General features: G+C 67.2%; 29 protein-coding genes. 19 read left to right on the top strand and 10 right to left on the bottom strand.

Annotation, left to right across the window (positions count from 1 at the left end; genetic code table 11):
• Position 1: 1 nt before the first annotated feature.
• Positions 2 to 1,429, bottom strand: a complete 1,428-nt coding sequence (locus EGH21_RS16020; RefSeq protein WP_220619493.1) for a DUF7289 family protein — start codon at positions 1,427 to 1,429, stop codon at positions 2 to 4.
• Between the two features lie 63 nt (positions 1,430 to 1,492).
• Positions 1,493 to 2,038: a DUF4382 domain-containing protein gene (locus EGH21_RS16015; RefSeq protein WP_220619492.1), complete on the bottom strand. Its 546-nt coding sequence runs from the start codon at positions 2,036 to 2,038 to the stop codon at positions 1,493 to 1,495.
• A 228-nt stretch (positions 2,039 to 2,266) separates the two neighbouring features.
• Here EGH21_RS16015 and EGH21_RS16010 point away from each other — a divergent pair, with 228 nt between their 5' ends.
• The 4 genes from EGH21_RS16010 to EGH21_RS15995 are packed head-to-tail and all read left to right on the top strand — an operon-like array spanning position 2,267 to position 4,728.
• A complete protein-coding gene (locus tag EGH21_RS16010) occupies positions 2,267 to 2,737 on the top strand; it encodes a 30S ribosomal protein S15 (RefSeq protein ID WP_220619491.1) in 471 nt (156 codons plus the stop codon).
• Complete coding sequence (locus EGH21_RS16005; protein WP_220619490.1) at positions 2,737 to 3,855, top strand: hypothetical protein; 1,119 nt, start codon at positions 2,737 to 2,739, stop codon at positions 3,853 to 3,855. The genes EGH21_RS16010 and EGH21_RS16005 overlap by 1 nt, the downstream gene beginning before the upstream one ends.
• The gene (locus EGH21_RS16000; protein ID WP_220619489.1) at positions 3,852 to 4,091 is read left to right on the top strand and encodes a KEOPS complex subunit Pcc1; all 240 of its coding nucleotides are present in this window, start codon (positions 3,852 to 3,854) and stop codon (positions 4,089 to 4,091) included. Before EGH21_RS16005 ends, EGH21_RS16000 begins: the two co-directional genes overlap by 4 nt.
• Entirely contained in the window at positions 4,084 to 4,728 is a 645-nt protein-coding gene (locus EGH21_RS15995) for a 30S ribosomal protein S3ae (RefSeq protein ID WP_220619488.1), read from the top strand. Before EGH21_RS16000 ends, EGH21_RS15995 begins: the two co-directional genes overlap by 8 nt.
• A 21-nt stretch (positions 4,729 to 4,749) precedes the next feature.
• Here EGH21_RS15995 and EGH21_RS15990 read toward each other — a convergent pair whose 3' ends face one another.
• Entirely contained in the window at positions 4,750 to 5,187 is a 438-nt protein-coding gene (locus EGH21_RS15990) for a plastocyanin/azurin family copper-binding protein (RefSeq protein WP_220619487.1), read from the bottom strand.
• A 154-nt stretch (positions 5,188 to 5,341) separates the two neighbouring features.
• Between EGH21_RS15990 and EGH21_RS15985 the strand changes: the two genes are divergently transcribed.
• Positions 5,342 to 5,641, top strand: a complete 300-nt coding sequence (locus EGH21_RS15985; RefSeq protein ID WP_220619486.1) for a hypothetical protein — start codon at positions 5,342 to 5,344, stop codon at positions 5,639 to 5,641.
• A 52-nt stretch (positions 5,642 to 5,693) separates the two neighbouring features.
• Here EGH21_RS15985 and EGH21_RS15980 read toward each other — a convergent pair whose 3' ends face one another.
• Positions 5,694 to 6,842, bottom strand: coding sequence for a 5-(carboxyamino)imidazole ribonucleotide synthase (locus tag EGH21_RS15980; protein WP_220619485.1), 1,149 nt, complete (start codon positions 6,840 to 6,842; stop codon positions 5,694 to 5,696).
• Between the two features lie 73 nt (positions 6,843 to 6,915).
• Positions 6,916 to 8,853 carry a flippase activity-associated protein Agl23 gene (locus EGH21_RS15975; RefSeq protein ID WP_220619484.1) on the bottom strand — a complete coding sequence of 646 codons (1,938 nt, stop codon included), beginning with the start codon at positions 8,851 to 8,853 and terminating at the stop codon, positions 6,916 to 6,918.
• A 92-nt stretch (positions 8,854 to 8,945) separates the two neighbouring features.
• Between EGH21_RS15975 and ribH the strand changes: the two genes are divergently transcribed.
• Positions 8,946 to 9,350 (top strand): 6,7-dimethyl-8-ribityllumazine synthase, encoded by a 405-nt coding sequence (ribH, locus tag EGH21_RS15970; protein WP_220619483.1) that lies wholly within the window; start codon positions 8,946 to 8,948, stop codon positions 9,348 to 9,350.
• Positions 9,347 to 10,507 (top strand): pyridoxal phosphate-dependent aminotransferase, encoded by a 1,161-nt coding sequence (locus EGH21_RS15965; RefSeq protein WP_220619482.1) that lies wholly within the window; start codon positions 9,347 to 9,349, stop codon positions 10,505 to 10,507. Before ribH ends, EGH21_RS15965 begins: the two co-directional genes overlap by 4 nt.
• Here EGH21_RS15965 and EGH21_RS15960 read toward each other — a convergent pair.
• The 3 genes from EGH21_RS15960 to EGH21_RS15950 form a co-directional block, all read right to left on the bottom strand.
• Positions 10,504 to 11,787: a PGF-CTERM sorting domain-containing protein gene (locus EGH21_RS15960; protein ID WP_220619481.1), complete on the bottom strand. Its 1,284-nt coding sequence runs from the start codon at positions 11,785 to 11,787 to the stop codon at positions 10,504 to 10,506. The genes EGH21_RS15965 and EGH21_RS15960 overlap by 4 nt on opposite strands.
• A gap of 175 nt (positions 11,788 to 11,962) precedes the next feature.
• Complete coding sequence (locus EGH21_RS15955; RefSeq protein WP_220619480.1) at positions 11,963 to 12,391, bottom strand: FAD synthase family protein; 429 nt, start codon at positions 12,389 to 12,391, stop codon at positions 11,963 to 11,965.
• Positions 12,388 to 12,885, bottom strand: a complete 498-nt coding sequence (locus EGH21_RS15950; RefSeq protein ID WP_220619479.1) for a Mov34/MPN/PAD-1 family protein — start codon at positions 12,883 to 12,885, stop codon at positions 12,388 to 12,390. The genes EGH21_RS15955 and EGH21_RS15950 overlap by 4 nt, the downstream gene beginning before the upstream one ends.
• 152 nt (positions 12,886 to 13,037) lie before the next feature.
• Here EGH21_RS15950 and han point away from each other — a divergent pair, with 152 nt between their 5' ends.
• On the top strand, positions 13,038 to 14,951 hold the full coding sequence (han, locus tag EGH21_RS15945; RefSeq protein ID WP_220619478.1) for a Hef-associated nuclease: 1,914 nt from the start codon (positions 13,038 to 13,040) through the stop codon (positions 14,949 to 14,951).
• Between the two features lie 27 nt (positions 14,952 to 14,978).
• Here the strand turns inward: han and EGH21_RS15940 are convergent, their stop codons facing one another.
• Entirely contained in the window at positions 14,979 to 16,637 is a 1,659-nt protein-coding gene (locus EGH21_RS15940; RefSeq protein ID WP_220619477.1) for a phospholipase D-like domain-containing protein, read from the bottom strand.
• A gap of 39 nt (positions 16,638 to 16,676) precedes the next feature.
• On the bottom strand, positions 16,677 to 17,948 hold the full coding sequence (locus EGH21_RS15935) for a HEAT repeat domain-containing protein (protein ID WP_220619476.1): 1,272 nt from the start codon (positions 17,946 to 17,948) through the stop codon (positions 16,677 to 16,679).
• 133 nt (positions 17,949 to 18,081) lie between these two features.
• Between EGH21_RS15935 and EGH21_RS15930 the strand changes: the two genes are divergently transcribed.
• From EGH21_RS15930 to nuoK, 11 genes are all read left to right on the top strand, one after another.
• Positions 18,082 to 19,725, top strand: a complete 1,644-nt coding sequence (locus EGH21_RS15930; RefSeq protein WP_220619475.1) for a uracil-xanthine permease family protein — start codon at positions 18,082 to 18,084, stop codon at positions 19,723 to 19,725.
• 6 nt (positions 19,726 to 19,731) lie between these two features.
• Entirely contained in the window at positions 19,732 to 20,124 is a 393-nt protein-coding gene (locus tag EGH21_RS15925; RefSeq protein WP_220619474.1) for a hypothetical protein, read from the top strand.
• 49 nt (positions 20,125 to 20,173) lie between these two features.
• Positions 20,174 to 20,821: an AIR carboxylase family protein gene (locus tag EGH21_RS15920; RefSeq protein WP_220619473.1), complete on the top strand. Its 648-nt coding sequence runs from the start codon at positions 20,174 to 20,176 to the stop codon at positions 20,819 to 20,821.
• Between the two features lie 117 nt (positions 20,822 to 20,938).
• Positions 20,939 to 21,352: an NADH-quinone oxidoreductase subunit A gene (locus EGH21_RS15915; protein WP_220619472.1), complete on the top strand. Its 414-nt coding sequence runs from the start codon at positions 20,939 to 20,941 to the stop codon at positions 21,350 to 21,352.
• The gene (locus EGH21_RS15910; protein WP_220619471.1) at positions 21,345 to 22,037 is read left to right on the top strand and encodes an NADH-quinone oxidoreductase subunit B; all 693 of its coding nucleotides are present in this window, start codon (positions 21,345 to 21,347) and stop codon (positions 22,035 to 22,037) included. Before EGH21_RS15915 ends, EGH21_RS15910 begins: the two co-directional genes overlap by 8 nt.
• 2 nt (positions 22,038 to 22,039) lie before the next feature.
• Positions 22,040 to 23,722, top strand: a complete 1,683-nt coding sequence (locus EGH21_RS15905; RefSeq protein WP_220619470.1) for an NADH-quinone oxidoreductase subunit D — start codon at positions 22,040 to 22,042, stop codon at positions 23,720 to 23,722.
• Positions 23,722 to 24,768: a complex I subunit 1/NuoH family protein gene (locus EGH21_RS15900; protein ID WP_220619469.1), complete on the top strand. Its 1,047-nt coding sequence runs from the start codon at positions 23,722 to 23,724 to the stop codon at positions 24,766 to 24,768. Before EGH21_RS15905 ends, EGH21_RS15900 begins: the two co-directional genes overlap by 1 nt.
• Before the next feature lie 40 nt (positions 24,769 to 24,808).
• Positions 24,809 to 25,270, top strand: a complete 462-nt coding sequence (locus tag EGH21_RS15895) for a NuoI/complex I 23 kDa subunit family protein (protein ID WP_166971403.1) — start codon at positions 24,809 to 24,811, stop codon at positions 25,268 to 25,270.
• Between the two features lie 149 nt (positions 25,271 to 25,419).
• A complete protein-coding gene (locus EGH21_RS15890; protein ID WP_220619468.1) occupies positions 25,420 to 25,689 on the top strand; it encodes an NADH-quinone oxidoreductase subunit J in 270 nt (89 codons plus the stop codon).
• On the top strand, positions 25,686 to 26,096 hold the full coding sequence (locus tag EGH21_RS15885; RefSeq protein WP_220619467.1) for an NADH-quinone oxidoreductase subunit J family protein: 411 nt from the start codon (positions 25,686 to 25,688) through the stop codon (positions 26,094 to 26,096). Before EGH21_RS15890 ends, EGH21_RS15885 begins: the two co-directional genes overlap by 4 nt.
• A complete protein-coding gene (gene nuoK, locus EGH21_RS15880) occupies positions 26,093 to 26,395 on the top strand; it encodes an NADH-quinone oxidoreductase subunit NuoK (RefSeq protein WP_220619466.1) in 303 nt (100 codons plus the stop codon). The genes EGH21_RS15885 and nuoK overlap by 4 nt, the downstream gene beginning before the upstream one ends.
• The last annotated feature ends 3 nt before the right edge of the window (positions 26,396 to 26,398 follow it).

Raw genomic sequence — 26,398 nt, 5'->3', positions numbered from 1 at the left:
GTTAGGCGTCGCTCACGTTCACGTCGTTGACCGAGACGTGGAGGTACGTAATCTGCGTGTCGCTGGGGTTCGTTAGATCGAGGTCGATCTGCTGGACCGAACTGTTGTACGTGACGGTATTCGAGGGGTTGCCATTGATTTCCACGGTTTCACAGATTATCCCGCCTTCGATGTAACCGGCACCGTTCTGATTGCAGGACGACCCCGGCGCCACCAACAGGCCCACGAAGTTGGTACTCCCGCCGAAATCGACGTCCCCATCAGAGTGGACGAGTACCTTGAGTTCACTGGGGTCGCCGTCAACCACGTTGACCGAATCGCCGCCGTCGAGTCCCAGCGAATGCCTGACAAGGATAGACACACCATGGTTTCCGTCGACGCCGCGAAGTTCGATATCTTCGGTCTCGAACTCTGTCCCACCCGTGTTGACGACGATGGTGACGTTGCCACCGGGGTTATCTACGGTCAGACTGCCGGGGTCGTTGGCGTAGTAGTAGGTCCCGTCGCTATTAATTGTCGATGGTTCTGAAATATCACAACCGCCGCTCTGGCAGTCCGAAACCTCGTCCTCAATCCGTTCGTCAACGGAGGGGAACGCGACGCCCTGTTCGTTCGGTGTGGGCGGACTGCCGGCGCCGTCCACCGACAACCCTCCGGGGTCGGTGGTAGCAACGACGTTCTCGAAAGATGCGTTGAACGGGATGACGAGTTCGGCCGTCACCGTCTCGTTCGGGTGGTCGTATATCACGGTCCCATCGGTCCGCTCCTCGAAGTAGTGCCCCCACGCGCGGTAGTAGTCACTCTGGACGGTGACGTTGATGTCGCTCCCGTTGAGCGGGTTCCGGAACGCCTCGTCTCTGTCAGTGTCCGGGAAGTACTGTGTCGTGTCGTTTCGCGTGATGCTGGCCCGCCCCTCAAGATTCCCCTGTCCAGAGACAGTTACGAGTGGGAGGGTCAGCGTCCGACTCCGATAGTGGAACTCCGGGGGAGAGATCATGACCGATTCGCCGTCGTCGTCAGCACGCCAAACGCCACCACCTTGGTACGCGATTTCGGTCCCGCCACCATCGTAGACGACGGCACCGAGCGTGCCGTTTCTGATAGTCGTCACGTTCCCGGTGGCGTTCGTGTAGGTGAGGTTCATCCACCCCGCGTTCCCACGAACTTCGTAGTTAGAGCGACCTGCTGCCGGTAGTTCGACCTGCTGGACGTTCGACTGACCGAGGGCGACGAGCGCGGCTTGGGAGTCGAACTGCGTCATCGTCTTCTCGGTGCGTTCGATGTCGAGTTGACTCTGGGTCGCGGTGATGGCACCGGCTCCGACGACGACGACCGCGGTCGTCGAGGCGACGACTAAAGCCAACATGAGTACGAGGCCGAGTGGACCGCTCTGTCCACGACTACTTTCCAGAACCGTCTCACTCGCCATTCTCTTGATTAGATAATCACGGTGAGGCATAAACTATGTGGCCCGGGTTTCGAGCGTGATATCTCACGACTCGTACCTGACCGTCGTCTCCTCGGCGACCGGACTGAGCACGTACCGGCCGGTCTCACCCTGTGCGACGGGCGTGAAGTCGGCAGTGAAGCGCGTCGTCTCGTCGGCGCGAATCTCGAACGGATGGGGAAACTTCAGGTGGGCGTTCCCTGGCGTCGACACCATCGCCGTCCCGCCGTCGGACAGCGACGCCTCGACGGCGGACACGCCGAGTTTCAGGTAGACGTACTCCCCGGTCTGCAGTTCGACGGTGTCGGCGAGCGCGGCCGCCTCGCCGGTCAGGTCGACGAGGTCGAGGGTGACGCCGCCGACGGAGAACGTCAGTTCGTCCCCCTCGTGGTCCTCGGTCTCGGTCGCGGCCGCCGTCGGGAGGACGCGAATCTCGTCGACGGAGACGACACAGGAGTCGAAGTCGCCGATGTCGCCCGGGCGGTCGCTGACGTACGTCGCGAGCGTCCCCATCGGCGCGTCGCTGCCACAGCCGGCCAGCGCCACGCCGGCGACTGCGACGCCGCTGTGCAGGAACGCACGTCTATCCATGCACCCTCGGTGGACGTACCAGTACAAATGTCTACTGGCCACGGGCCCGAGATGGAAACGGTTTAGTCGCGCGACCGACGACCCACTCACGGGAACAGCACGACCGCAAATCTGACACGCCGTGGGCTTCCACGGCTCGGGATTGCGGCCGTGTTTGGCATCCACCGATGCCGATACGCCTCGCTACCGGCAGCGACGAGCGGTTCGTGCGGTTCCAACCAGACAACAATGGCACGAATGCACACACGCCGTCGTGGCTCGTCCGACTCGGACAAGCCCGCGGCAGACGAACCCCCGGAGTGGAGCGACGTCGACGACGACGCCATCGAAGCGCGCGTCGTCGAACTCGCAGAGCAGGGCCACTCGCCCAGCGAAATCGGCCTCAAACTACGCGACGAAGGTGTTCAGGGCACGCCCGTCCCGAACGTCAAACTCGCGACCGGTAAGAAGGTCACCGAGATTCTCGAGGAGAACGACGCCGAGGGCGACCTGCCCGAGGACCTCCGGAACCTGATGGAGCGCGCAGTGCGTCTGCGCGACCACATGGACGAGAACCCCGGCGACCACCAGAACAAGCGTGCACTCCAGAACACGCAGTCGAAGATTCGCCGACTCGTCGACTACTACCGCGGTGACGAGATCGACGAGGACTTCACCTACAGCTACGACAAGGCCGTCGCGCTGCTCTACGACGAATAATGTCGACCACCGGTCGGGAACAGACGCCAGCCCCCGCCGCCAGTGACGTCGCCGCGTCACTCGACGATGCCGACTTCGTTCGGCTCGTCAGCGACGCGACCGGCGCCTCGCTGGCCGCGGCGGGCGTGGTGGCGCGGGCACTCGACGCCGCCGGGACGCCGTTCCAGGCGAGCGTCGTCGCCTCCTTCGCCGACCCCGACCGGACGACGGAGGCCGACGCGACAGTCGCCCTCGGTCGCTCGCTCCCGACCGCCGACCACGCGCTGGCCGACCGGCCGGCCGCGGCCGCCTTCGAGGTGGCGCGCGAACTCGGCACCGCGACCAGTCCGACCCTCGCGCTCGCCGGCACTATCGCCGGCGGCGACGTGGACGGGTCGGTCGAGAGCGCCGCCGGGCAGGCGGGCCTCGACCGCCGCCCCGGACTCGCGATACCGGTCGCGGACCTCGCCGACGGGCTGGCCCACTCGACGCTGCTCTCGGGCCCCTTCTCGGGGGACGAGGAGCAAGCGCGAGCGACGCTGGCCGAACTGGACCTGCCCGCCGACCCGACCGACGACGACCACCGGCGCGTCGCGTCGCTGGTCGCGCTGTCGGTCACTGGTGTGGACGACGCGCCGCCGCGGGCCGCCGACGCCCTCGGCCGCGTCCTCCACCCCTACGTGGGCGGGCCGTTCGAGACGGTCGGCGGCTACGCCGACGTGCTAGACGCCGTCGCCCGGGAACGGCCCGGAGTCGGCATCGCACTCGCGCTCGGTCACGACGGCGTCCGCGAGGACGCTCTCTCCGCGTGGCGGACCCACGCTCGCCGAGCCCACGCCGCCGTCGACGACGCGACGACGGGCCGATACGACGGCCTGTTCGTCGCCCGCGGCGACCAGATGCCGGTCGGCACCGTCGCCCGTCTCGTGGCCGACTTCCGCGCGCCCGAACCCGTGACGCTCGTCGTCACGGACGGCGAGGCCGCGGCCCGGGCCACCGACGGCCGGGACGTGGCCGCGACGATGCGGGCCGCCGCCGACGCCGTCGACGGCAAGGCCGCAGGACGCGGTACCCGCGCCAGAGCGCGCTTCGACGTGCCGACCGCGGACCTCATCGAAGCGTTCAGGGAGGCACTATGAGGCGGGCCGAGATTCGCACGACGCACGGCTCACAGACCCGCGCAGAGCGCGTCGCGGCCGCACTCCGGCCGGACAACACCGACGAGATGACCACCCGCGTCAAGGACGACGCCGTGGTCACCACCGTCGAGCGCGACTCGACGGGCGGGTTGCAGTCGACTGTCGACGACTACGTCGTCAACCTCCGGGTCGCAGCACAGCTATCCGACCAACCAACACAATCCAACCATGAGTGAACGAAGCGTCTCCAAGCGCAAACAGCAGAAGCGGTGGTACACCGTGCAGGCTCCCGAACAGTTCGACCGGGAGGTTCTCGGTGAGACACCCGCAGACGAACCGGACAAGGTGCTCGGTCGCACCATCGAAACGACGCTGGGCGAACTGAAGAACGACGCCAGCGAGAACAACACGAAACTGACCTTCAAGATCAACGAGGTCGCCAGCGACTCCGCGTACACGGAGTTCATCAAGCACGAGTTGACGCGGGACTACCTGCGCTCGCTCGTCCGCCGTGGCTCCTCGAAGGTCGAGGCCTTCGTGACCGTGCTGACGACGGACGACTACCGCGTCCAGATTCAGCCGGTCGCGGTCACGACGAAGAAGGCCGACGCCTCTCAGGAGAAGGCCATCCGCCGCACGATGATCGATCTCGTCGAGGAGACCGCGAAGGACCGCACCTTCGAGGAACTCGTCGACAGCGTCGTCGAGGGGCGTCTCTCCTCGGCCATCTACGGTGAGGCCAAGGAGATCTACCCGCTCCGCCGCGTCGAGATTCAGAAGACCACCCTCGAGGCTCGCCCCGAGGAAGTCGCCGCCGAAGAGGAGACGGCCGTCGACGTCGACGAGGAAGACGTCGAAGTCGAAGAAGCCTAACTCCGTTCGGCACGCGCCCGACTATTCTTCGGTCGTTCCCGGGTCGTCAGTGACGACCACGGTGCCGACCATCCCGCCGCGTTCGTGCGGGATACAGAAGTACGGATACTCCCCGCGCACCTCGAAGGTGTGTTCGTAGGACTGGCCCTGAAACAGCGTCCCACCGGAGCTGTTGCCCCACGCGTCCCGAGCGGCCTGTTCCGACTCGAACCCCCCCGATGCGAAGAAGTCGGCGCCCTCGGGGAGGGTGTCCTCGTAGGCGGTGACGGTGTGGCCCTGTTTGCTCGTGTTGAGCCACGTCACGGTGGTCCCCGGTTCGACCCGGAGTTCCTGTGGCCGGAACACCTTCGCGCCCATGCCGACGTCGTAGTCGGTGTTCGCGCCGCGTCCGCCGATACAACCGGCGAGTCCGACCGCCGCGGCCGGTCCGACCGCCCGGAGGAAGGCCCGTCGCTCCATACGCCCGCATCGGGACCGGACGGACAAAGACGCCTCGGTTCTGTGCCGTCCCGTCGAGCCCGTGACCATCGGATGCAGTGAGCGACTACCTGACCCGTATCTGGAAATCCGAAGCTATACTGTCGCACAACTAACACTAACGTGGTGTTACACCATGGTATACGTACTGATTCGACACGAAGTGGCCGACTTCGACGAGTGGAAGCCGGTGTTCGACGAAGACGACGCACGGCGGGAGGAGGCTGGGCAGTTGTCGTACCGACTGTTCCGGACCAGCGAGGACCCCGACGAGTTGGTCGCTATCTTCGAGATGGAGTCGATGGAGGGTGCGAGAGAGTTCATCGACTCGCCCGAACTCCGCGAGAAGATGGAGACGGCCGGCGTGGTAGGCGACCCCGAGATGACGTTCCTCGAAGAGATAGAGTCGAAGTCGGTCTCACAACCGTCGACGTAACCGACGCCCTGTTACCCACTTTTTGCTCCTGACGAGGACGCCGACGGTCGTCTCAGTCTCGGAAGGTCAGGCCGTCTCGCAGGTCCCGCGCGTCCGAGAGGAGCGTCTCGGTGTCGTCGCCGGTCACCGTGACGTGGCCCATCTTCCGCAACTCGTACACCTCGTGCTTGCCGTACCAGTGCAGGTGCGCCCGGTCGGCCGCGAACACCGCCTCGTCGCCGTACAGCGTCGCTGGCTGTCGTTCGTCGACGTCGCCGAGGACGTTCGTCGAGACGGTCGGGTCGCGCTGTTCGGTCGTGCCCAGCGGCATCCCCATCACGGCCCGGACGTGCTGTTCGAACTGCGAGGTGTGACAGCCCTCGATGGTCCAGTGCCCGGAGTTGTGGGGGCGTGGAGCGATTTCGTTCAGCAGAATCTCGTCGTCGGCCGTCTGGAACAGTTCGATGCCGAAGACGCCGCGGCCGTCCATCACGTCTAAGACGTCCAGCGCCACCTCGCGGGCACGGTCACGGACCGCCTCGCTCGCGCGTGCCGGCGCGACGCTCTCGCGGAGAATCTCTTCCTCGTGGATGGTCTCGGTGACCGGGAAGGTGTCGCGTTCGCCGTCGCCGCGACAGCCCATCACCGCCAGTTCGCGCTCGAAGTCGACCATCTCCTCGACCATCGCCGGGCCCGCGACGTCGTCGATGGCCGCCTCGACGTCCTCGGGGCCGGAGACTGGCACGTTCCCGCGGCCGTCGTAGCCGCCGGTTCGGGCCTTCAGCATCGCGGGGTACCCCAGTTCGTCGCAGGCCTCGCGCAACTCCTCGGCCGTCTCGACGGCGCGGAACTCGGGGACCGGGACGCCCGCCTCGGAGAGCCGTCGCTTCTGGACGAGTTTGTCCTCGATGGTCCGGAGCGTGTCCGGGTCGGGGTGGACCGGCGTCCCCGTCTCCTCCGCGACCCGTTCGAGGACGTCGGGGTCCGCGAGTTCTATCTCGTAGGTGAGGACGTCCGCGCGTTCGGCCAGCCGGCGGAACGTCTCCTCGTCGTCGAAGCCACCGACCAGTTGGTCGCGGACGACCGGTGTCGCCGGGCAGTCCGGCGTCGGGTCGGCGACGACGAGTTCGACGCCCAGCGGTGCGGCCGCCTCGCCCATCATGCGTCCGAGTTGGCCCCCGCCGACCACGCCGACGGTCGGGCCGGGAGACGTACGTGTCATGTGCCGCGCTTTCGCTGGCGAGCGCTTAAGCGTTGATTTCTGGACCGAGGAGGAGACCGGGCCTCGTGCGGCGTCACCCGGCCGTCGCGTTGGCCGCGTACTCCTCGTGGGTCCAGACCGTGAAGGTGTTCTTGTAGCCGCTGGTGCGCATCATGTAGCTCTCGTTCGTGTAGCCCGCCGACCGGAGGCGCTCGCTGGGCACCGTCGAGTCGTACGCCTGCGTGATGACGATGGGTGGCTGGTTCTGCATCGCCCGCACGCCCAGCGCCGTCTCCTGGTTCTCGCAGGCGACGCTCACGTCGTTGGCCGCGAAGTACCACGGCATCGGGAGCGTGTTGTACCACTTGAGACAGGTGGGCTGGGTGTTCCACCACGCGTCGTCCCACGAGTCCCTGCTCTCCTCGACGTAGGCGTTGTTCTCGTCGTAGTCCTCGCCGGTCTCGCCGTGGTAGACGACGACGTCGGGGCCGCCGTCGTGGGCCACGGCGATGCGGTCCATCTCGGTCAGCGCCTCCCTGACCGACTGGTCCGGTTGGGCGAACTGGACGAGTTCGTTGCTGTCGGCGGTCGTGTTGGTGTAGACGCGCGTGACGGCGACGTTGGCGACCAGCACCGTCAGCAGGAGGAACACGACGGCCGCGATGGCGACGCCCGTCTCGTCGTCGGTCGACAGTGACTCCAGTCCCCAGCGGAACACCGCCGCGAGGGCGACGCCCGCGGGCACGGCGAGGGGGACGACGGCGTGGGCGACGATCCACGGGGCGCCGATGTCGGTCCCCAGCGGGTAGCCGAAGACGGAGACGAACCCGCCGTAGAAGAGGAACGGGACGAGGTGTCGCGGTGCGGTGTACCCCAGTCGGTCGAGGACGTAGCCGAGGCCGGCGAACGCCGTCAGGGGGGCCGAGGCGTACGCCATCGCCTTGACGAACACGCCGAGGTGCCGCTCGTAGTCGTCGAGCGTCTTCTCCGAGGCGGGGTTGAGCCACTCGCTCCACTGGTCGACGACGCGGTCGACGGTGGCCTGCACCATCTCGCCGAACAGCGCCGGGTTGGTCACGCCCTCCCAGAAGCCGACGGAACCGGCGGACGGCGGCGCTGGCGGGTGCTGGATGCCGGCGACGCCGGCACCGCGCGGCGCGTAGAAGAACAACGAGACGGCAGCGAACAGCAGGACGGCGAGCGCGACGTGGCCCACGTAGATGCCGAACGTACCGAGGGGGCTGTCGTGGCGGTCGCGGAACGACCGGACCGTGCCGACGACGAGTGCGACGTCGCCTCTCACTCGGCCGACGACGCGGTCGCGAATCTCCCCCGCCGAGGGCGTGTCGGTGATGAACAGCACGGCGTCGCGGAAGCCGTTCGGCAGGACGAGGACCTTCGCGAGCAGCAGTCCCGTCGCGCCGAGCCACGTCAGCACGTAGACGAGCGCGTTCTCCTTCGAGGCGAAGCCCAGCGCCATGAAGAAGGTGACGGCGTAGAGGTAGCGCGGTCTCCGGGTGTCGTAGAACCGGACGATACAGCCGAAGGCGGCGAACATGAACGCCGCGACGAGGATGTCGCTGCGCATGAACCGCGAGTAGTACAGGAGGACCGGGTTGACCGCGAGCAAGAGCGCGACGGCGACGACTTCCGTCCGACGGAGGTGGCGGCGAAAGAGGAGTGCGACGAGCGGCATGAGGCCGCCGACGACGGCGACGGGGAGCCGCATCGCGAAGTCGGAGGGGCCGACGACGGCGAACAGCCACCGGTCGACGTGCTGGATGAACGGTCCGTGGATGATGTATCGATAGGCGAACGACCCGGTGTCGCCGTAGTGCCACGCCCAGTAGGCGACGCGCCCCTCGTCGAAGTGCGCGACCCGTTGCCCGAGCGAGACCAGTCGCAGGGCGAGCGCGAGGAGCGTGATGCCGACGACGAGTTTGACCGTCGCGTGCTCGTCGGCCCGCGCCCACGAACTGACGCGGCGGCGCGTGTTCTGGAGGGCGGGCAGGAAACGGCTCGACGTAGCCATATGGTGGTGGCAAGCAGGGGCAGGATTAGAACCCTTCTGGTTCGCCGTGCCGGAACGGTAGTTCTTTAGGGTCCACAGCCACCCACACAGACATGGTGCAGCTCGGATTGGTCGTCGCCCAGTACGACAAACACGGTGCCGTCATCGAGGCGATGAGACAGTCGGCCAGCGCTGCCGCGGCCGACCACGACGCAGACGTCGTCGAGACGGTGACCGTGCCCGGAGCCTACGACACGCCGCTGGCGGCCGACCGACTGGCGCGTCGGGAGGACGTCGACGCCGTGGCAGTGCTGGGGGTCGTCATCGAAGGCGACACCGACCACGACCAGGTCATCGCCGACGCCGCCGCACAGGGCCTGACCGACGTCTCCCTCGAACGGGACACCCCCGTCACGCTGGGCATCATCGGTCCGGGCATGAGCAAGGACGAGGCCGAGGCCCGCACCCACAAGGGCGGGTCGGCCGTCACGAGCGCCATCGAACTCGCAAACCTATGACTATGGACTTCGCTTCCCGCGTCGAACGTGTAGAACCGAGCGCGACACTCGCGATTAGCAACAAGGCCGCCGAACTCGAAGCAGAGGGCAAGGACGTCGTCGACCTCTCGGTCGGCGAACCCGACTTCGACACGCCCGAGAACATCAAGGACGCCGCGAAGGACGCGATGGACGCCGGCCACACCGGTTACACGCCGTCGAACGGCATCCCCGAACTCAAGAACGCCCTCGTCGACAAACTCCACGACGACGGCCTCACCCAGTACGAGGCCGAGAACCTCATCGTCACGCCCGGCGGCAAGCAGGCCCTCTACGAAATCTTCCAGACCGTCATCGACGACGGCGACGAGGTAGCCCTGCTGGACCCCGCGTGGGTCTCCTACGAGGCGATGGCGAAACTCGCCGGCGGCACGCTGACGCGGGTCGACACCGCGGCCCACGACTTCCAGCTAGAGGGCGCGCTCGACGACCTCGCCGCCGCCGTCTCCGACGACACCGAACTGCTCGTCGTCAACTCCCCGGGCAACCCCCACGGGGCCGTCTACTCCGACGCCGCACTCGAAGGCGTCCGTGACCTCGCCGTCGAACACGACATCACCGTCATCTCCGACGAGATTTACAAGGAGATCACCTACGACGGCGTCGAGGCGACGAGCCTCGGCACCCTCGACGGGATGGAGGACCGCACGGTCACGCTCAACGGCTTCTCGAAGGCCTACTCGATGACCGGGTGGCGGCTGGGCTACTTCGCCGGCCCGGAAGAACTCGTCTCGCAGGCCGGGAAGGTCCACTCACACTCCGTCTCCTGTGCCGTGAACTTCGTCCAGCACGCCGGTATCGAGGCGCTGACGAACACCGACGAGGCCGTCGAGGAGATGCGACAGGCCTTCGCCGAACGCCGCGAGTTCCTCATCGGCCTGTTCGAGGACCACGGCGTCCACGTCCCCGAACCGCAGGGCGCGTTCTACATGATGCCCGAAGTCGCGCCCGACGGCGACGACACCGAGTGGTGCGACGCCGCGATTTCGGACGCGCAGGTCGCCACCGTTCCCGGGAGCGCGTTCGGGACGCCCGGCTACGCACGTATCTCCTACGCGAACAGCAAGGAGCGTCTGCAGGAAGCGGTCGACCGACTGGCCGAACACGACCTCATCTAATCAGCGTCTTTCTCGCCGTTTCGAAGTCGCGCTAGGGACGCGGCCCCGAGTCCCGCTAGCGCCGCCAGTGGCCCGAATCCAGGGCCGCTGTCCCCGGTCGTCGTCTCGGTCACGTCCGTCGGTGGCGGTGGATAGGGCGTCACCTCGGTGTCGGTTCCCGTCCGCGTCGTCCGGGTCCGCGTGGCGGTCCCCGTCGGCGTCCCGGCGTCGCCGAGGCGAACCACCCAACTACCGCCGTCCGAGGCCGACTCGAAATCGCCGGTCAGCAGGACACCACCGTCGACGGGGAACAGGTCGTGGGGCGCGACGGCGGCGTCGAACGGTTCGAGCGTGACGGTGTCGGGCGACCCCTGCGGACCGGTCCGGAGGAGTCGAACCCGAGCCGACTCGTCCCGTTCGCCGACGAACACGGCGCTCCCGTCGGCCAATCGCAGGGCCGCCCCGGGGCTCGCTCGGTCGTCGCCCGCGAAGTTGTGGCGCCACTCGCGCTGTATCCGACCGTCGGCCGAGAGGTAGCTGATGCGCCACGCGTCCGTCCCGTCGTCCTCGTAGACGCCGGCCGCGGCGACGCCGCCGCCGGGTCCGAACTGAGCGGCGTCCGTGTACTCCTCCGGCCACCGGTGGCTCCAGACTCGCCGGCCGTCCGCATCGATTCGGTCGAGCCAGCCGCCGAACGCCGATTCGAAGGCGTAGCCACCGGCGACCAAGTCGCCGTCGACCACGTCGGCGATGGTCGCGGCGAACCCGTCGCGGGTGTGGTCCCAGCGGACGGTCCCCGACGCGTCGAGACACTGGAGGCGTGCCGAGACGGCGTGTGTCCCGATACTGTTGGAGACGAGAGCGACCCTGTCGCCGTCGAGCGGTTGGACGCCGGTTTTCTGGTCGTGGTACCCCACCGATACGCGGTGTCGCCACGACAGCGTCCCGTCGGCCGTCAGCCGTGCGACCATCATCTGGTCGTCACGCCCCGTGCGTCCGGCGGCGAGGACGCCACCGTCGTCGGTTCCGGTGACGGTCTCGGGCGAGGGGACGTCGTCGAACTGCCGGGACCAGACGCTCGACCCGTCGTCGTCGACGGCGTGGAGCGTGGCGGTCCGGTCGGCGTGGTCGGTGAGCAACAGCGTCTGACCGTCGACCCGGGCGCTGTCGAGGAGTCCGGCGTCACCGACCGTCGTCCGCCAGTCGACGGCAAGCGACCGTCTCTCCGTCGCACCGACGCGGCGGACGGCTACCGGGGACAGTGCGAGTGCGGCGAGGAGGGAGCGGCGATGGAGGGGCACGAGCGACTGACAGCACCCTCACGGGCAAATACTTTGGGCCGCCAGCGTCGCTCGAACTCGATAGCACCGTATCGACGCGCGAGGGAGTACCCGTCGACGAGCGGGTAGGCGACTACGGCAAGGCCGCGTCAACTGGTGAAACGGGTGTGCTTCTCTGTGAACCCGCCCCTTCTCTTCAGGCCCGTTCGTCGAGCACCCGGTCGATGATGCGGCCCGTCGAGAGCAGACGGTCGGGGTCCTCGCGGTCCAGCGGACTCGCACGCCGAATCTCACAGTCGATGCCGCGGTCGGCCAGCGCCGCCTGTAGTTTCTCTTCGTCGTGGTGCTGGTCGTACCCCAGTGCGATGACGTCCGGGTCGATGCGCTCGATGGGGACGAAGATGTCCTCCGGATGACCGAGGTGCGCCTCGTCGACGGGTTTGAGCGCGGCGACCATCTCCCGGCGCTGGTCGTCCGGAATCACGGGGGGTTCCTTGTGCGTGACGTTGACCGACCGGGCGACGATGACGTGGAGTTCGTCGCCCATCGCCTTCGCGTCCCGTAGGTAGTGGACGTGGCCGGGATGGAGGATGTCGAAGGTGCCCTGTGCGACGACGCGGGTCACGAGTCGAACTCCTCCTCGCGCAGTTCCCGGTCGATGTCCGTCTGGTCGAAGTCGAAGAAGGACTCCTCGGGCGGGTCGACGTCGAGTACCGGCAGGTCGATCGGTTCGCCGTCGTTGTCGAAAGCCTGCCAGTCGTCGGGTCCGTACGGGTAGCCGACGATGATGTGGACGTCCCCTCGGCCGAACGTGGCGAGGTCGGCGTCGCTCGGTTGTAGCACGCCGTTCGGATGTGAGTGAATCGACCCCGCGGCGCGCATGTCGTTTGGCACCATGCTCGTCTTGACCGTCGCGCTCACCGGGTTCGACTCGGTCCCCGGGATGACGAGGACGTCCGTGAGAACGGTGCCGTCCTCGTCGAGTCCCAGTTTGGCGGCGTCGTCGCCGCGAAGCAGTCCCATGTACTCGTTCGGATGGGATTCCTCGGACGCGGCCCGCGCGAAGTCGAGCGCCGACTCGGCGATGCCGAGGATGCCGCCCGAACGAAACAGCCCCATACCTGTACGCTCGGGTCGGGCGCTTTCTAAGGGTTCCGCTCTCGGCAGTTCGGCTGGCGGTCGGCGCGCACGGTGGACGGCCACCAGATACACGCACCGGCTAGCCAGCGATTCCGAAGGGTACAAACGGGGGAGTGCCGAAGTGACGCCAAATGTCTCCGCCAACTGGCACCGACGACGGTGCCGCGGTTCCCGACGGGGGGACCATCGTCTACGATCTCGCCGCCGAGTGTACCGCCGACGACGTAGAGGAAGGTGCCCGCTACCGAGCGACAGTCAACGGCGTCGTCGACTACGGCGTCTTCGTCGACCTCTCCGAGGAAGTGTCCGGCCTCGTCCACAGTTCGAACCTGCTGGGCGCCTACGAGGTCGGCGACGACCTCGTCGTCGAACTGGGCGAGGTCCGCCCCGACGGCGACCTCAGTTTCGAGGAGGTCCGCCTGACGGACTACGAGGAAGAACACGTCCCGCACGGGACCGCGGCCGACGTCACCGACCTCGGCGGGGAGACGGGCGACACCGTCGTCGTCGAGGGACAGGTCGTCCAGATAAAGCAGACCGGCGGCCCGACGGTCTTTCAGGTCCGTGACGGCACCGGCATCGTCCCGTGTGCCGCCTTCGAGGAGGCCGGCGTGCGTGCCTACCCCGACGTCGAGATGGACGACGTGGTTCGGGTCTCCGGCCGCGCCGAGGAGCGAGACGGCGGCGTGCAGGTCGAAGTCGACTCGCTGACCGTCCTCGAGGGCGACGAGGCCGCCGCCGTCGAGACGGAACTCGACGAGGCGCTCGCCGCCGCCGCCGAACCGACCGACATCGACCCGCTGGTCGAGTGGCCCGCCTTCGAGAAACTGTGGGACGACCTGCGCGACGTCGCCACGGAGCTTCGTAAGACCGTACTGGAGGGGCGCCCCATCCGGATGCGCCACCACGCCGACGGCGACGGCCTCTGTGCCAGCGTCCCACTGCAGGTCGCCCTCGAACGGTTCATCGCCGACCACTACGAGGACGGGGACGCCCCCCAGCACCTCCTCAAGCGCCTGCCGAGCAAGGCCCCCTACTACGAGATGGAGGACGTGACGCGGGACCTCAACTTCGCGCTGGAGGACCGCACCCGCCACGGGCAGAAACTCCCCCTCGTGCTGATGCTCGACAACGGGTCGACCGAGGAGGACACGCCCGCCTACCGGAACCTCCGGCACTACGACATCCCCGTCGTCGTCGTCGACCACCACCACCCCGACCCGGAGGCCGTCGAACCGCTCATCGAACAGCACGTCAATCCCTACCTCCACGGCGAGGACTACCGCATCACGACGGGGATGCTCTGTGTGGAACTGGCCCGGATGATAGACCCGGACCTCACCGACGACCTCCAACACGTCCCCGCCGTCGCCGGCCTCTCGGACCGCTCCGAGGCCGAGGCGATGGGCGACTACCTCGACCTCGCCAGCGAGAAGGGGTACGACGAGTCGGACCTCCGCGACATCGGCGAGGCGCTCGACTACGCCACCCACTGGCTCCGGTACAGTTCCGGCGAGCAACTCATCAGCGACGTGCTCAACGTCGACTCGGACGACCGGGACCGCCACGGCGAACTCGTCGACTTCCTCGCCGAGAAGGCCGAACGCGACGTTGAGGAGCAACTCGACGCCGCGATGAGCCACGTCGAACACGAGCGACTGGACAACGGCGCGCACCTCTACCAAATCGACGTGGAGAACCACGCCCACCGCTTTACCTACCCCGCTCCGGGGAAGACCACCGGCGAGATACACGACCGGAAAGTCGCCGAGACCGGCGACCCCGTCATCACCATCGGGTACGGTCCGGACTTCGCCGTCCTCCGGAGTGACGGCGTCCGTCTGGACATCCCGCGCTACGTCTCGGAACTGACCGAGGAGGTCGACGGCGGCGGCGTCTCCGGCGGCGGCCACCTCGTCGTCGGCTCTATCAAGTTCGTCTCCGGGATGCGCGACGCCGTCATCGAGGCACTGGTCGAGAAGATGGCCGACGCCGAACTCGACGAGGAACTCGGTAGTTCGACCGCACTCCCCGAAGAAGTCTGAGCGACGCGACGGCCCGTTGTCGACGCCTCATCTCGTGAACTGCACCCGTCGAGCGGCGAGTGCGCCGACCACGAGGACGCCGAGCGTGGCACCGACCAGCCCCAGCGGTACCGCCGGGCGACCCCCGGACCAGTCCGCCTCGAACACCCGGCCGAAGTACTCGGCCGCTTCGGGGCCGTGCAACACGAGGACGACTTCGCGGTTCGTCGTCGCGGCCTGCTCGTTCCAGTTGAGGCTCCCCAGCACCACTCGCTTGCCGTCGAGGACGGCCCCCTTCGCGTGAACCTTCGCGAACCGACCACCGGGGTCGGCCAGTCTGGCAGACAGCGGGGCCCCCGTCCGCTCGGCCCACGACTCGAACCGGGCGACTGTGCGCTGGTTCTCCTCGCGGACGTACCACGTCGAACTCAGCAGGAGACGGACCTCGACACCGCGGTCGGCGGCCCGGCGGAGGGCTCGCAGCAACGGTTCGTCCCACCCGCCGACGGTCGGTTGGACCACCGCGACGGACTCGTCCGCGGCGTCGAGTTCGGCGACGAGTTCGCGCTGTGCGTTGTCCGGCGTGACGAGCAGGTCGGTCCGCTCGACGGCGACGGACGCTGCGTCGAACCGCGACGGGTACGTCTCGTCGGCGGGTTCGCCGCGTTCGAACTGCCGCCCGCGTCGGTACTCGGCCCACGGGACGGCGTCCCGCCAGCCAGCGTCGGCACGGAACGTCGCCGCGAGACCGTCGACTACCCGTGGCTGTGTCGTCGTGACGCCCCAACCGCGACTGCTGTTGCCCCCAGTTCCGGCGGGCTTCCAGTTCTCCGTGAGGACGACCGCGGCGTCCCCCGTGACGGCGTACTTCGCGTGGTGGTAGGCGTAGCGAGCGTGCGGCCCGGCGACGAGCCGCACGTTCACGCCCGCGGCGGCGAGTCTGTCGAGCGTCTGGGCCTCCGCGCGGGTTCGGCCCCCGACTGGCGACCCCTCCAGCAGGACGCGCACGTCGGCCCCGCGACGGTGGGCGGCCACGAGTGCGTCCGCGACCCGGGCCGACGAGAGCGTGTAGCCGGCCAGATAGAGTCGGTCGTCGGCGTCGCGGAGGGGTGCGAGCGGTGCCTTCGGAGCGTCGGGGAGCGTGAAGGCACGGACGTCGTCCGCTCGGCCGGAGACGACCGGTCGGTCCGTGGCACCGAGCGGTCGCCAGCGTATCGTGGCCCCGCGAACGACGCCGACCGCACCCTCGTCGGCGTCGCGGTACCGTATCCTGTCGACGACGGTGCCGTTCCGGAGTAATCGGAGCGTGTCGCCGCCGTTCGCGAGGGCGACGGGCGAGTCGAGACCGTAGACGAACTCGCCCGTCAGGTTCCGTACGCGGTCGGGGTGAGCCGTGAGGTAGACGCGCCCCTGGACGGTCCGGTTCGGGAGTGGGGCGGTCGTGTGGCCGTCCGTGAGCGCGTACGCGCCGAGGTCGGTTATCCCGGGCACGTCGAGGACGACGAACTCGCCCCGGTCGCCGCCGGCCACCGGGTCCGGGTAGACGGCGTGGATGGTCGGTCGGTCGCCGTCTGCCGACAGCGTCGGGGACGCGACTCCGGTCGCGGCCGTGACGGTCGCGAGGAGCAACAGGGCGGCGAGTGCGAGACGGCCGGCCGTCGTCGTTATCTGTCTACGACTGGCCGGCCGTGCGGGGGACGACTGCATCGGCGGGGCTGGTCGCCCCTTCGTACAAAAAGCTCGGGACTACGCGCTCTCGGCCTTCTCGGCCTCGGCCTGCACGAGGTAGGCGCGGTCGTCGGCGTACTTCGCCGCCTCGTCGAGTGCGTCTTCGGTGCCGATTTGGCGGAGCGCCCACGCGGCGGAGGCGCGGACTTCGTCGCTCTCGTCGCTCTCGAGAACGTCAGCGAGGGGGTCGACGGCGCGGGTGTCGCCGAGCAGGCCCAGCGACCGGGCCGCGACGGACCGGACCTCGTCGTTCTCGGCGTCGAGTCGGTTCGCGACCGGTTGGACCGACTCGGGGCTCCCGATAGCGCCCAGCGAGCGCATCGTCACCTTCTGGAGCGCGGGGTCGCCGTCCCCGTCGATGAAGTCGTGGAGCGTCTCGGTGGCACGGTCGTCGCCTATCTTTCCGAGGACCTCGATGGGGCCCTTGTCGCGCTTCTGGGCGCGCTGGTGCATCACGTCGAAGGCGGGTTCGGCGTCGCTCCCGAGGTGGTAGAGGATGTCGACGAAGTACTCCTCGATGAACTCCGACCCGAGAATCTCCAGCGCGAAGAGGACGATATCGAGGTTGCCCTCCTTGGCGTGAATCTTCGCGGCGTTCCACTCTGCCGGGAAGTCCTTGCGGTTCTCGTTGGTGAGGACGTCGTAGAACCCCTTGGCGTCGAGTTGCTCGTGGACGGTGAGGTCGTCCCAGACCTCCGCCGCTTCGAGGTCGTCTTCGAGGGTCTCGGCCGCTTCGAGGAGGCCAGCGATGGTCTCCTCGTCCTCGTCGGCATCGAGGGCCGCGCTCTCGATGGTGTCTGCGACCGTTCCGAGGGCGTCGGCCGCGGCGTCGAGGTCGGACCCGGCGTCGGCGTCGTGGTCGACGTACTCCTCGCTGGCCGCGAGGAACGTCTCGACGGCGTCGTGGGCCGCCGCCTCGCCGTCGTCGGTCCACTCGCTGTCGGTGACGGTGCTCTGTGCGGTCTCGACGATGTCGACGACGTCCTCGGCGTAGGGTCCGCGCTGGGATTCGAGGTCGTCGCGGAGGTCCGAGAGGCGGGCTTCGAGTTCCTCGCGGGGGTCCTCCGCGTCCTCGTCGTCCTCGTCGGGTTCGGGCAGGTCGGCGGCCTCGAGGTCGCTCTCGACGTCGTCGAGCGCCGCTTCGACCTCATCGAGGTCCGCTTCCGTCTCGGCGGCCTCGAGGCTCTCGCTGGCCTCGTCGAGCCGCGATTCGAGTTCCTCGCTACCGACGCCCTCGCCGTCTTCCTCGGCAGGGGCGTCCTCGGCGGTCTCGTCGTCCCCGTTGCTCATGTACGCAGATGTGTCGGTCCGGGCTAAGAGCGTTTTCCTTTCGGTGTGGCCGTCCAGCGCTCTCGTGCGGCCGAGGGCGACCTAACTGGCAAGAAATTTGTGGCCCCACACTCAGTTCCACCATAGTTGGCACATGGGCTCTGACAGCGCGGACGACTTTGAGGAGGTGGAGAAAGACTTCACGCCGGAGGGCGACGTCGCGGGCGAGACGTCGGCCGCCGGGTTCGTGGAGTACGGCATCGAAGACAGACCACCGAGCGGCGAGTCGATACTGCTGGGCGTCCAGCACTACCTGACGATGATAGGGGCGTCCGTCGCCATCCCGCTGGGCCTCGCGGGCGCGATGGGGATGTTCGAGGCGGCGCCCAGTCAGGTCGGTCGGCTCATCGGGACGTTCTTCGTCGTCTCGGGCATCGCGACGCTGGCCCAGACGACCATCGGGAACCGGTACCCCATCGTGCAGGGCGGGACGTTCTCGATGCTCGCGCCCGGACTGGCCATCATCGGCGTCCTCGCACAACAGGGGGCCGACTGGCAGACGATGCTCGTCGAGTTACAGGGCGCGGTCATCGTCGCCGGCCTCGTCGAGATGGGCATCGGCTACACCGGCGTGATGGGGAAACTGAAACGGTACATGGGGCCGGTCGTCATCGCGCCCGTCATCGCGCTCATCGGTCTCGCGCTGTTCAACGTCCCCCAGATTTCGAACCCGAACTTCGGTGCGCCCGGCACCGGACAGAACTGGTGGTTGCTGGGTCTGACGATGCTCGCCATCGTCGTCTTTTCACAGTATCTCGACCGGCGCCACCGCGCGTTCAAACTGTTCCCCGTTCTGCTCGGTATCACCTTTGCGTGGGGCATCGCCGCCGTGCTGTCGGTGACCGGCGTCTTCGCCGAGGGGTCGGTGAGCTACGTCGCCCTCGGGAGCGTGACGAGCGCCCCGCTGCTCCAGCCGATCTACCCGTTCCAGTGGGGTCTCCCTCAGTTCACACCCGGGTTCGTCGTCGGCATGATGGCGGGGATGCTCGCCTCCGTCGTCGAGAGCTTCGGCGACTACCACTCCGTGGCCCGCATCGCCGGGAAGGGCGCACCGAGCGCGAAGCGCATCGACCACGGCATCGGCATGGAGGGGGTCGGCAACGTCTTCGCCGGGATCATGGGCACCGGTAACGGCTGTACCTCCTACACCGAGAACGTCGGCGCCATCGCCATCACCGGCGTCGCCTCCCGCTACGTCGTCCAGATAGGCGCCGCGGTGATGATACTCGTCGGCTACTTCGGCCCGATGGGGGAACTGTTCGCGACCATCCCCGCGCCCATCATCGGCGGCCTCTACATGGTGATGTTCGGCCAGATAGCCGCCGTCGGTCTCTCGCAACTGAAGTACGTCGACCTGGACGCCAACCGCAACGTCTTCATCGTCGGGTTCGCGCTGTTCGCCGGCCTCGCCGTCCCCGAGTACATGAGTCAGGTCGGGCAGGGACTCGACGCCGGTGGCGCGACGGCGCTCCAGCAGGGTCTCGCCGGCGTCCCGGTGCTCGGCGCAGTGCTGGGCACCGACGTCGTGGCGACGACGCTGTTCGTCGTCGGCGGCACCGGGATGGTCGTCGGCGGCATCGTCGCCTTCGTCCTCGACAACACCATCCCCGGAACCCGCGAGGAACGCGGCCTGACGGCGTGGGCGGAACTCACCGAGGACGACGACGAGTTCGTCTCGGCGTTCGACCGCGTCCGCGGTCGCGGTGGCGACCGACCGCCGGTCTCGGGCGACGACTGACTCGCGATGTCCGACGAGAGCGAGGCGGTGTACGACGGCGCGCTCCGACGAGGGGGCCGAATCACCGTCACGGGTGACCGACTGCTGGTGGACCGGCCGGACGACGAGTCCGTCGCCGTTCCGCTCTCGGGCGTCGTCGACGTGACCCTTCAGGACGTCGACTGGTTCCTCGTCGTGATGAGCCTCGGCCTCGTCGGGTTCGGTCTCGCCTCGGTCGGTCGCGACCTCCTGTTCGCGGCCCTGTTCGTCGTCGCCGGCCTCGTCAGCACCGCCCTCACTTACCGGAAACGCGGCGCGCTCAGGGTCAGCGTCTCCGGCCAGACCCGCCCGCTCAGACTGTTCCCCGCCGACCCGCAGGCCTGCTACGACGCGCTCGCGGCCGTGCTCGACGCCGAGTGACGGACTGGAATCGCCTACACTTACACTCCCGCCGGTCGGACACCCGCGTATGACCGCAGACAGCGTCCAGTCGCTCGTCGACCAGCTGCACGAGGAAGCCGAGATGGACCGCCCGAACGACCTGACGCCCGACGTGGGCATCGTCATGGGGTCGGACTCGGACCTCCCGACGATGGCCGGCGGGAAGGGGAAACGGCCCGGGGCCTACGCCGCACTCGCCGACGAACTCGGCTTCGAGGAACAGACCGACTACACCGACGCGCCCGACGCCCGCTTCACCTTCGAGACGTTCGTCTGTTCGGCCCACCGCACGCCCGACCTGATGTACGCGTACGCGGCGACGGCCGAGGACCGCGGCGTCGACGTCGTCATCGCCGGCGCGGGGGGGAAGTCCGCCGACCTGCCGAACATGACGGCGAGCATCGCCTACCCCCTGCCGGTCATCGGCGTCCCGGTCCAAGAGAAGTCCGTCGACTCCGTCATCGGGATGCCACAGGGAGCCCCCATCACCGCCGTCGACGCCGGCAAGTCGTTCAACGCCGCGTTGACCGCGGTCCAGATGCTCTCCCGCGAACACGACGAACTCCGCGACCGTCTGGTGGAGTACCACGAGGGTCTACAGGAGGAGGTCGGTGAGGTGTCTCGCGACCTACACGAACTCGGAACGCCGGGGTTCAAGGACGAATACTGGGACTGACGACCGCACTGGCCGCCCGTTTTAAGGACCGCCGAACCGCCCGAAAACCGCCGCCGTAGTGGTTATCAACCCTTATATGCCAGTACTTCTAACCGTCGCACGATAGGAGATTTCGGAATGAGTAATCCATGGATTGCCATCGGCGCACTCGCGGTCGTGGCGCTCGCTATCCCCATCACGATGATGGCTGTGTCGAGCCTCCTGCGTCCGCGCGTGCCCGAGCAAGGCAAAACCGCCACCTACGAGTCCGGTGAGGTGCCGACCGGCAGCAGCAGGCAGATCAAGTTCAATATCCAGTACTACATGGTCGCCCTGCTGTTCGTCGTCTTCGACATCGAGACGGTCCTCATCTTCCCGTGGACCGTCATCTACCGCGACGCCGTCAGCGCGGTCGGGATGACGAAGGCCCTGTTGCCGATGGTCGTATTCATCGGCGTGCTCGTCGTCGGACTCGGCTGGGCGTGGCGTAACGGCGCAGTCAGATGGGTGCGCAGTCCGCGTGCCACGAAGGGGGCAGACACATATGAGTAGTGACCAGACACCGCCGGCAGTCGAAGATGTATCGACGCAAGAAGCCCGCATGGGTGACGGCGTGGACGACCGGTTCAACTCCACGCTGCGAGAGGCGTTCGGGTCGACGCCGTTCATCCTGACCAAGTTCGACAAGTTCATGAACTGGGTCCGGGGCTCCTCGATGTTCATGCTGCAGTTCGGTATCGCCTGTTGCAGCATCGAGATGATCCACACCTACGCCATCAAACACGACCTCGACCGCTTCGGGGCCGGCATTCCGCGCGCGTCGCCGCGACAGGCCGACGTCATCATCGTTCCGGGGACCATCGTCTCGAAGTTCGCCCCGCGGATGAAGCGCGTCTACGACCAGATGCCGGAACCGAAGTTCGTCGTCTCGATGGGCTCGTGTACCATCTCCGGCGGCCCGTTCCAGGAAGGGTACAACGTCGTCAAGGGCGCCGAGGAGGTCATCCCCGTCGACATCCACGTTCCCGGGTGCCCGCCGCGCCCCGAGGCGCTGGTCTACGGCGTCGCGAAACTGCAGGAACGCATCGCCAACGGCGAGTCCTCGCCGGTCACGGTCAAACCGTACGAACTCGAACAGTTCGGTGACCTCGAACAGGACGAACTCGTCGACAAACTCGCCGACGAGATAGACGAGGACGACCTCGTCATGCGGTACAACTGGGACAACTCGCCATAACCATGAGTCTCGAAAAACCCACACCCGACACGGCGACAGAGGTCGGCGTCACCGAGGACGGCCTCGACTACGACGCGCTCGCGGACCTGCTCGGCGGCCACGTCCTCGACCGCGAGGAACACGTCAACGCAGAGGGGTTCGTCATCCGTCCCGACGAGGTACAGGAGGTCCTCTCGACGCTGAAGAACGAGGCGGGGTTCGACCACTGTGCCTGCGTCACGGCACAGGAGTACGACGACCGGTACGAGTCTATCTACCATCTCCGGAAGTTCGACGACCCGACCCAGGAACTGTCGGTCGTCGTCCCCACGACGAAAGACGACCCCCACAGCGAGTCCGCGGCCCGCGTCTACGACACCGCCGACTGGCACGAGCGGGAAGCCTACGACCTCGTCGGCATCGACTACGACGACCATCCCGACCTGCGGCGCATCCTCCTGCCAGAGACGTGGCAGGGCCACCCGCTCTCGCAGGACTACAACCAGGACCAGCCACAGATAGTCACGCTGCGTGAGAACGCCAACCCGCTGGAGGAGGACCACCGTAGCGAGGACGACCCGGACACGATGTTCGTCAACATCGGCCCCCACCACCCGGCGACCCACGGCGTCCTGCACGTGAAGACGGTGCTGGACGGCGAGCAGATAGCCGACATCGAACCGGACATCGGCTACCTCCACCGCTGCGAGGAGCAGATGTGCCAGCAGGGCACCTACCGGCACCAGATCATGCCGTACCCGGACCGCTGGGACTACGTCTCGGCCGGCATCCTCAACGAGTGGGCGTACGCCCGCGCGGCCGAGGACTTAGCGGACATCGAGGTGCCCGAGTACGCGCAGGTCATCCGGACGATGAGCGCGGAACTGTGTCGCATCGCGGCACACATGCTCGCGCTCGGGACCTTCGCACTGGACGTCTTCGGCGACTTCACCGCCATCTTCCAGTACGCGTTCCGCGACCGCGAGGTCGTCCAGAACATCCTCGAAGACCTCACCGGCCAGCGCCTGATGTTCAACTACCTGCGCCTCGGTGGCGTCGCGTGGGACCTGCCGGAACCGCGCGAGGAGTTCTTCGAGAAGACCCGCGACTTCCTCGACGACCTGCCGCACAAACTGGAGGAGTACCACGACCTCATCACGGGCAACGAGATCTTCCAGATGCGGTGTGTCGACACCGGCGTCCTCTCCGAAGAGATGGTCAAGCAGTACGGCGCCACCGGCCCGGTCGCCCGTGGCTCCGGCGTCGACTACGACCTCCGGCGGGACGACCCCTACGGCTACTACGACGAACTCGACTGGAACGTCGTCACCGAGGAGGGCGGCGACAACTTCAGTCGCGTCCTCGTCCGCATGCGCGAAGTCGAGGAGTCGGCTCGCATCATCGAGCAGTGTGTCGACCTCCTCGAACAGTGGCCCGAGGACGAGCGCGAGATACAGGCCAACGTCCCCCGGACGCTCCGTCCGGACCCGGACGAGGAGATATACCGCGCCGTCGAAGGCGCGAAGGGCGAACTCGGCATCTACATCCGGTCGGACGGCACCGACAAGCCCGCCCGGTTCAAGATCCGGAGTCCGTGCTTCTCGAACCTCCAGACCCTGCCCGAGATGTCCCAGGGCGAGTACGTCCCGGACATGGTCGCCTCGCTGGGTAGCCTCGACATCGTCCTCGGGGAGGTGGACCGCTGATGCAGTCGGCCCCGCTCCCGGAGACGCTGGCCAACCTCGTGGGGCTGGACCCCAACAGCACGCCGGTCATGATCGTGATGAGCCTCGTCGGCGCGGCGCTCATCGGGACGCTGATGATGACCAACACGGCGCTGGCCGGGCCGTGGGCGAAGCGGAAGATCACCGCCGCGTTCACCGACCGTATCGCCGTCGACCGTATCGGCCCGTACGGCCTGTTCATCATCGTGGCCGACGCGGTCCGACTGCTCTCGAAGGAGCTCATCGTCCCCGACGGCGTCGACCGCCCCGCGTGGGACCTCGCACCGCTGGTCATCGCGAGTTCCGCGCTGCTGGGCTTCGCCGTCATCCCGATGGGGAGCGGCATCCACCTCGCGGACCCGGAGGTCGGTCTGGCGTACGTCTTCGCGACGGCCTCTATCGCGTCCGTGGGGCTGGTGATGGCCGGCTACGCATCGAACAACAAGTACTCGTTCCTCGGCGGCCTGCGCGCCGTCGCACAGAACGTCGCCTACGAGATTCCGCTCATCCTCACCGGAGCGTCGGTGGTCATCTTCGCCGGCTCGCTCCAGATGAGCGAGATCGTCGCGGCCCAACAGCAGGCGCTTATCGGCCCGATTCCCTCGTGGTACGCGTTCGTCAACCCGTTCGCGTTCGTGCTGTTCATGATCGCGAACCTCGCGGAGGTCGGCCGCAACCCCTTCGACATCCCGGAGGCACCGACCGAGATCGTGGCCGGGTACCAGACCGAGTACTCCTCGGTGTACTTCGTCCTCATCTACCTGGGCGAGTTCATCCACATCTTCCTCGGCGGGGCGATCATCGCCACCATCTTCCTCGGCGGCCCGGCCGGGCCGGGACCGGCGAGCCTCGGCATCGTCTGGTTCCTCGTCAAGATATGGGGCGTCTTCCTGTTCACGCAGTGGGCCCGCTCGGCGGTGCCGCGCGTCCGCATCGACCAGCTCATAGAGATCGGCTGGAAAGGGATGCTCGTCCTCTCGCTCGCGAACCTGCTGCTGACCGCGGTCATCGTCGGGGTGATCGCCTGATGACCGCACCCACGACCGACTACGCTGGAGGTAACCCACAATGATTGGCATCCTGAAGTCCATGGCGACGACGATGAAACACGCCCTCGACGGGGAGACGTTCACGGTGGAGTACCCGGACGTCGCCCCCGAGGTGAGCCCCCGCTTCCGCGGCGTCCACAAGTGGAGTCAGGAGCGGTGTATCTGGTGTCGGCAGTGTGAGAACGTCTGTCCGAACAACACCATCCAGATCGTGATGGACGACCAGCGCAACGGCGAGCAGTACAACCTCCACATCGGCCAGTGTATCTACTGCCGGCTGTGTGAGGAGGTCTGCCCGACCGACGCCATCCTGCTGACCCAGAACTTCGAGTTCACCGCGGACACGAAAGACGAGTTCGCCTACGACAAGGAGCAACTCAAGAACGTGCCGTGGTACAAAGACATCGACCCGCTCGAGTCGCGCGAACCCGACCGGGGCGCGTGGATCGGCGAGGGCGACGGCGAAGTCGACTACCAGTAACCTGCGGCCTCTTCTCTTCGGCGAGCAGACGGGGGCACTAGCTGCCGGTGGGTCCCTCGTGACACCGTCCCGGCACGCTACTGAGTGCCCGTTCACACGAGACGAAAGAGGAATCTTCAAAGGGACGCCGCAAAGAGTCTCAAAGTAAGATGGCACTGTACGAGTCAATCGCGTTCGCGCTGTTCGCGTTGGTGACGGTGGGCAGCGCGGCAGGCGTCGTGTTAGTTCGGGACGTCTGGCATTCGGCGCTGTTACTGGGCGTGTCACTGGTCAGCGTCGCCGTGTTCTACGTCATGAACCAGGCGGCGTTCGTCGCAACGATGCAGATTCTGGTGTACGTCGGCGGCGTCCTCATCCTCATCACCTTCGCGGTGATGCTGACTCGGGAGGACGACTCCGTCATCGAGGTGGCACCATGACCAGCAAACCGAGACTCAACACCGAGGGGAACTTCGTCGCGGGACTGGCGGCAATCGCACTGTTCGTCGTCCTCGGCGTCGTGTTCCTCGGCGCCTCGTTCCCGAACCCGGTCGGGTTCGGCGAGTCCGCGGCGATTACGAAGAGTCTGGGCGCGGCGATGTTCGACATCGCGCCGAGCGCGATAATGGGCGAGAACGAGGCCGCGGTGCCCGGCGAAGGGTTCCTCGTGGCCTTCGAGATTATCGACGTCGTGCTGGTCGCGGCGCTGGTCGGCGCCATCATGCTGGCCCGCCGCGAGGAGGCCGGCGAGATCGTCGACATCGGCGTCGAGGACACGAGCGACGACGAACCCGCTGTCGCGGCCGACGGCGGCGACGCGGACGGCGTGGGAGGTGACGAGACGTGATTCCGGCGGAACTGTACCTCCTGCTCTCGGCCGCACTGTTCTGCATCGGCCTGTTCGGCATTCTCACTCGACGGAACGCGCTCGTCTTCCTGATGTCCGTCGAACTGATGCTGAACGCGGCGAACATCAACTTCGTCGCCTTCTCGCTCCAGCATGGCAACCTGACCGGACAGGTGTTCGCGCTGTTCGGGATGGCACTCGCCGCGGCCGAGGTGGCTATCGGCATCGGCATCATCCTGGTGCTGTACCGCAACTTCAGTGACGTGGACGTCACGAAGGCGACGACGATGAGGTGGTAACAG

The sequence above is a fragment of the Haloarcula rubra genome (genome assembly GCF_019599465.1).
Taxonomy (GTDB): Archaea; Halobacteriota; Halobacteria; order Halobacteriales; family Haloarculaceae; genus Haloarcula; species Haloarcula rubra.
Note: the sequence above shows the minus strand (reverse complement) of the source record. Positions and strands in the feature narration are given on the sequence as shown.

Bases quoted from the DNA above. Each gene is read 5' to 3' on its own strand.
- EGH21_RS16020 (WP_220619493.1), bottom strand. From the start codon at position 1,429: ATGGCGAGTGAGACGGTTCTGGAAAGTAGTCGTGGACAGAGCGGTCCA.
- EGH21_RS16015 (WP_220619492.1), bottom strand. From the start codon at position 2,038: ATGGATAGACGTGCGTTCCTGCACAGCGGCGTCGCAGTCGCCGGCGTG.
- EGH21_RS16010 (WP_220619491.1), top strand. From the start codon at position 2,267: ATGGCACGAATGCACACACGCCGTCGTGGCTCGTCCGACTCGGACAAG.
- EGH21_RS16005 (WP_220619490.1), top strand. From the start codon at position 2,737: ATGTCGACCACCGGTCGGGAACAGACGCCAGCCCCCGCCGCCAGTGAC.
- EGH21_RS16000 (WP_220619489.1), top strand. From the start codon at position 3,852: ATGAGGCGGGCCGAGATTCGCACGACGCACGGCTCACAGACCCGCGCA.
- EGH21_RS15995 (WP_220619488.1), top strand. From the start codon at position 4,084: ATGAGTGAACGAAGCGTCTCCAAGCGCAAACAGCAGAAGCGGTGGTAC.
- EGH21_RS15990 (WP_220619487.1), bottom strand. From the start codon at position 5,187: ATGGAGCGACGGGCCTTCCTCCGGGCGGTCGGACCGGCCGCGGCGGTC.
- EGH21_RS15985 (WP_220619486.1), top strand. From the start codon at position 5,342: ATGGTATACGTACTGATTCGACACGAAGTGGCCGACTTCGACGAGTGG.
- EGH21_RS15980 (WP_220619485.1), bottom strand. From the start codon at position 6,842: ATGACACGTACGTCTCCCGGCCCGACCGTCGGCGTGGTCGGCGGGGGC.
- EGH21_RS15975 (WP_220619484.1), bottom strand. From the start codon at position 8,853: ATGGCTACGTCGAGCCGTTTCCTGCCCGCCCTCCAGAACACGCGCCGC.
- ribH (WP_220619483.1), top strand. From the start codon at position 8,946: ATGGTGCAGCTCGGATTGGTCGTCGCCCAGTACGACAAACACGGTGCC.
- EGH21_RS15965 (WP_220619482.1), top strand. From the start codon at position 9,347: ATGACTATGGACTTCGCTTCCCGCGTCGAACGTGTAGAACCGAGCGCG.
- EGH21_RS15950 (WP_220619479.1), bottom strand. From the start codon at position 12,885: ATGGGGCTGTTTCGTTCGGGCGGCATCCTCGGCATCGCCGAGTCGGCG.
- han (WP_220619478.1), top strand. From the start codon at position 13,038: ATGTCTCCGCCAACTGGCACCGACGACGGTGCCGCGGTTCCCGACGGG.
- EGH21_RS15940 (WP_220619477.1), bottom strand. From the start codon at position 16,637: ATGCAGTCGTCCCCCGCACGGCCGGCCAGTCGTAGACAGATAACGACG.
- EGH21_RS15935 (WP_220619476.1), bottom strand. From the start codon at position 17,948: ATGAGCAACGGGGACGACGAGACCGCCGAGGACGCCCCTGCCGAGGAA.
- EGH21_RS15930 (WP_220619475.1), top strand. From the start codon at position 18,082: ATGGGCTCTGACAGCGCGGACGACTTTGAGGAGGTGGAGAAAGACTTC.
- EGH21_RS15925 (WP_220619474.1), top strand. From the start codon at position 19,732: ATGTCCGACGAGAGCGAGGCGGTGTACGACGGCGCGCTCCGACGAGGG.
- EGH21_RS15920 (WP_220619473.1), top strand. From the start codon at position 20,174: ATGACCGCAGACAGCGTCCAGTCGCTCGTCGACCAGCTGCACGAGGAA.
- EGH21_RS15915 (WP_220619472.1), top strand. From the start codon at position 20,939: ATGAGTAATCCATGGATTGCCATCGGCGCACTCGCGGTCGTGGCGCTC.
- EGH21_RS15910 (WP_220619471.1), top strand. From the start codon at position 21,345: ATGAGTAGTGACCAGACACCGCCGGCAGTCGAAGATGTATCGACGCAA.
- EGH21_RS15905 (WP_220619470.1), top strand. From the start codon at position 22,040: ATGAGTCTCGAAAAACCCACACCCGACACGGCGACAGAGGTCGGCGTC.
- EGH21_RS15900 (WP_220619469.1), top strand. From the start codon at position 23,722: ATGCAGTCGGCCCCGCTCCCGGAGACGCTGGCCAACCTCGTGGGGCTG.
- EGH21_RS15895 (WP_166971403.1), top strand. From the start codon at position 24,809: ATGATTGGCATCCTGAAGTCCATGGCGACGACGATGAAACACGCCCTC.
- EGH21_RS15890 (WP_220619468.1), top strand. From the start codon at position 25,420: ATGGCACTGTACGAGTCAATCGCGTTCGCGCTGTTCGCGTTGGTGACG.
- EGH21_RS15885 (WP_220619467.1), top strand. From the start codon at position 25,686: ATGACCAGCAAACCGAGACTCAACACCGAGGGGAACTTCGTCGCGGGA.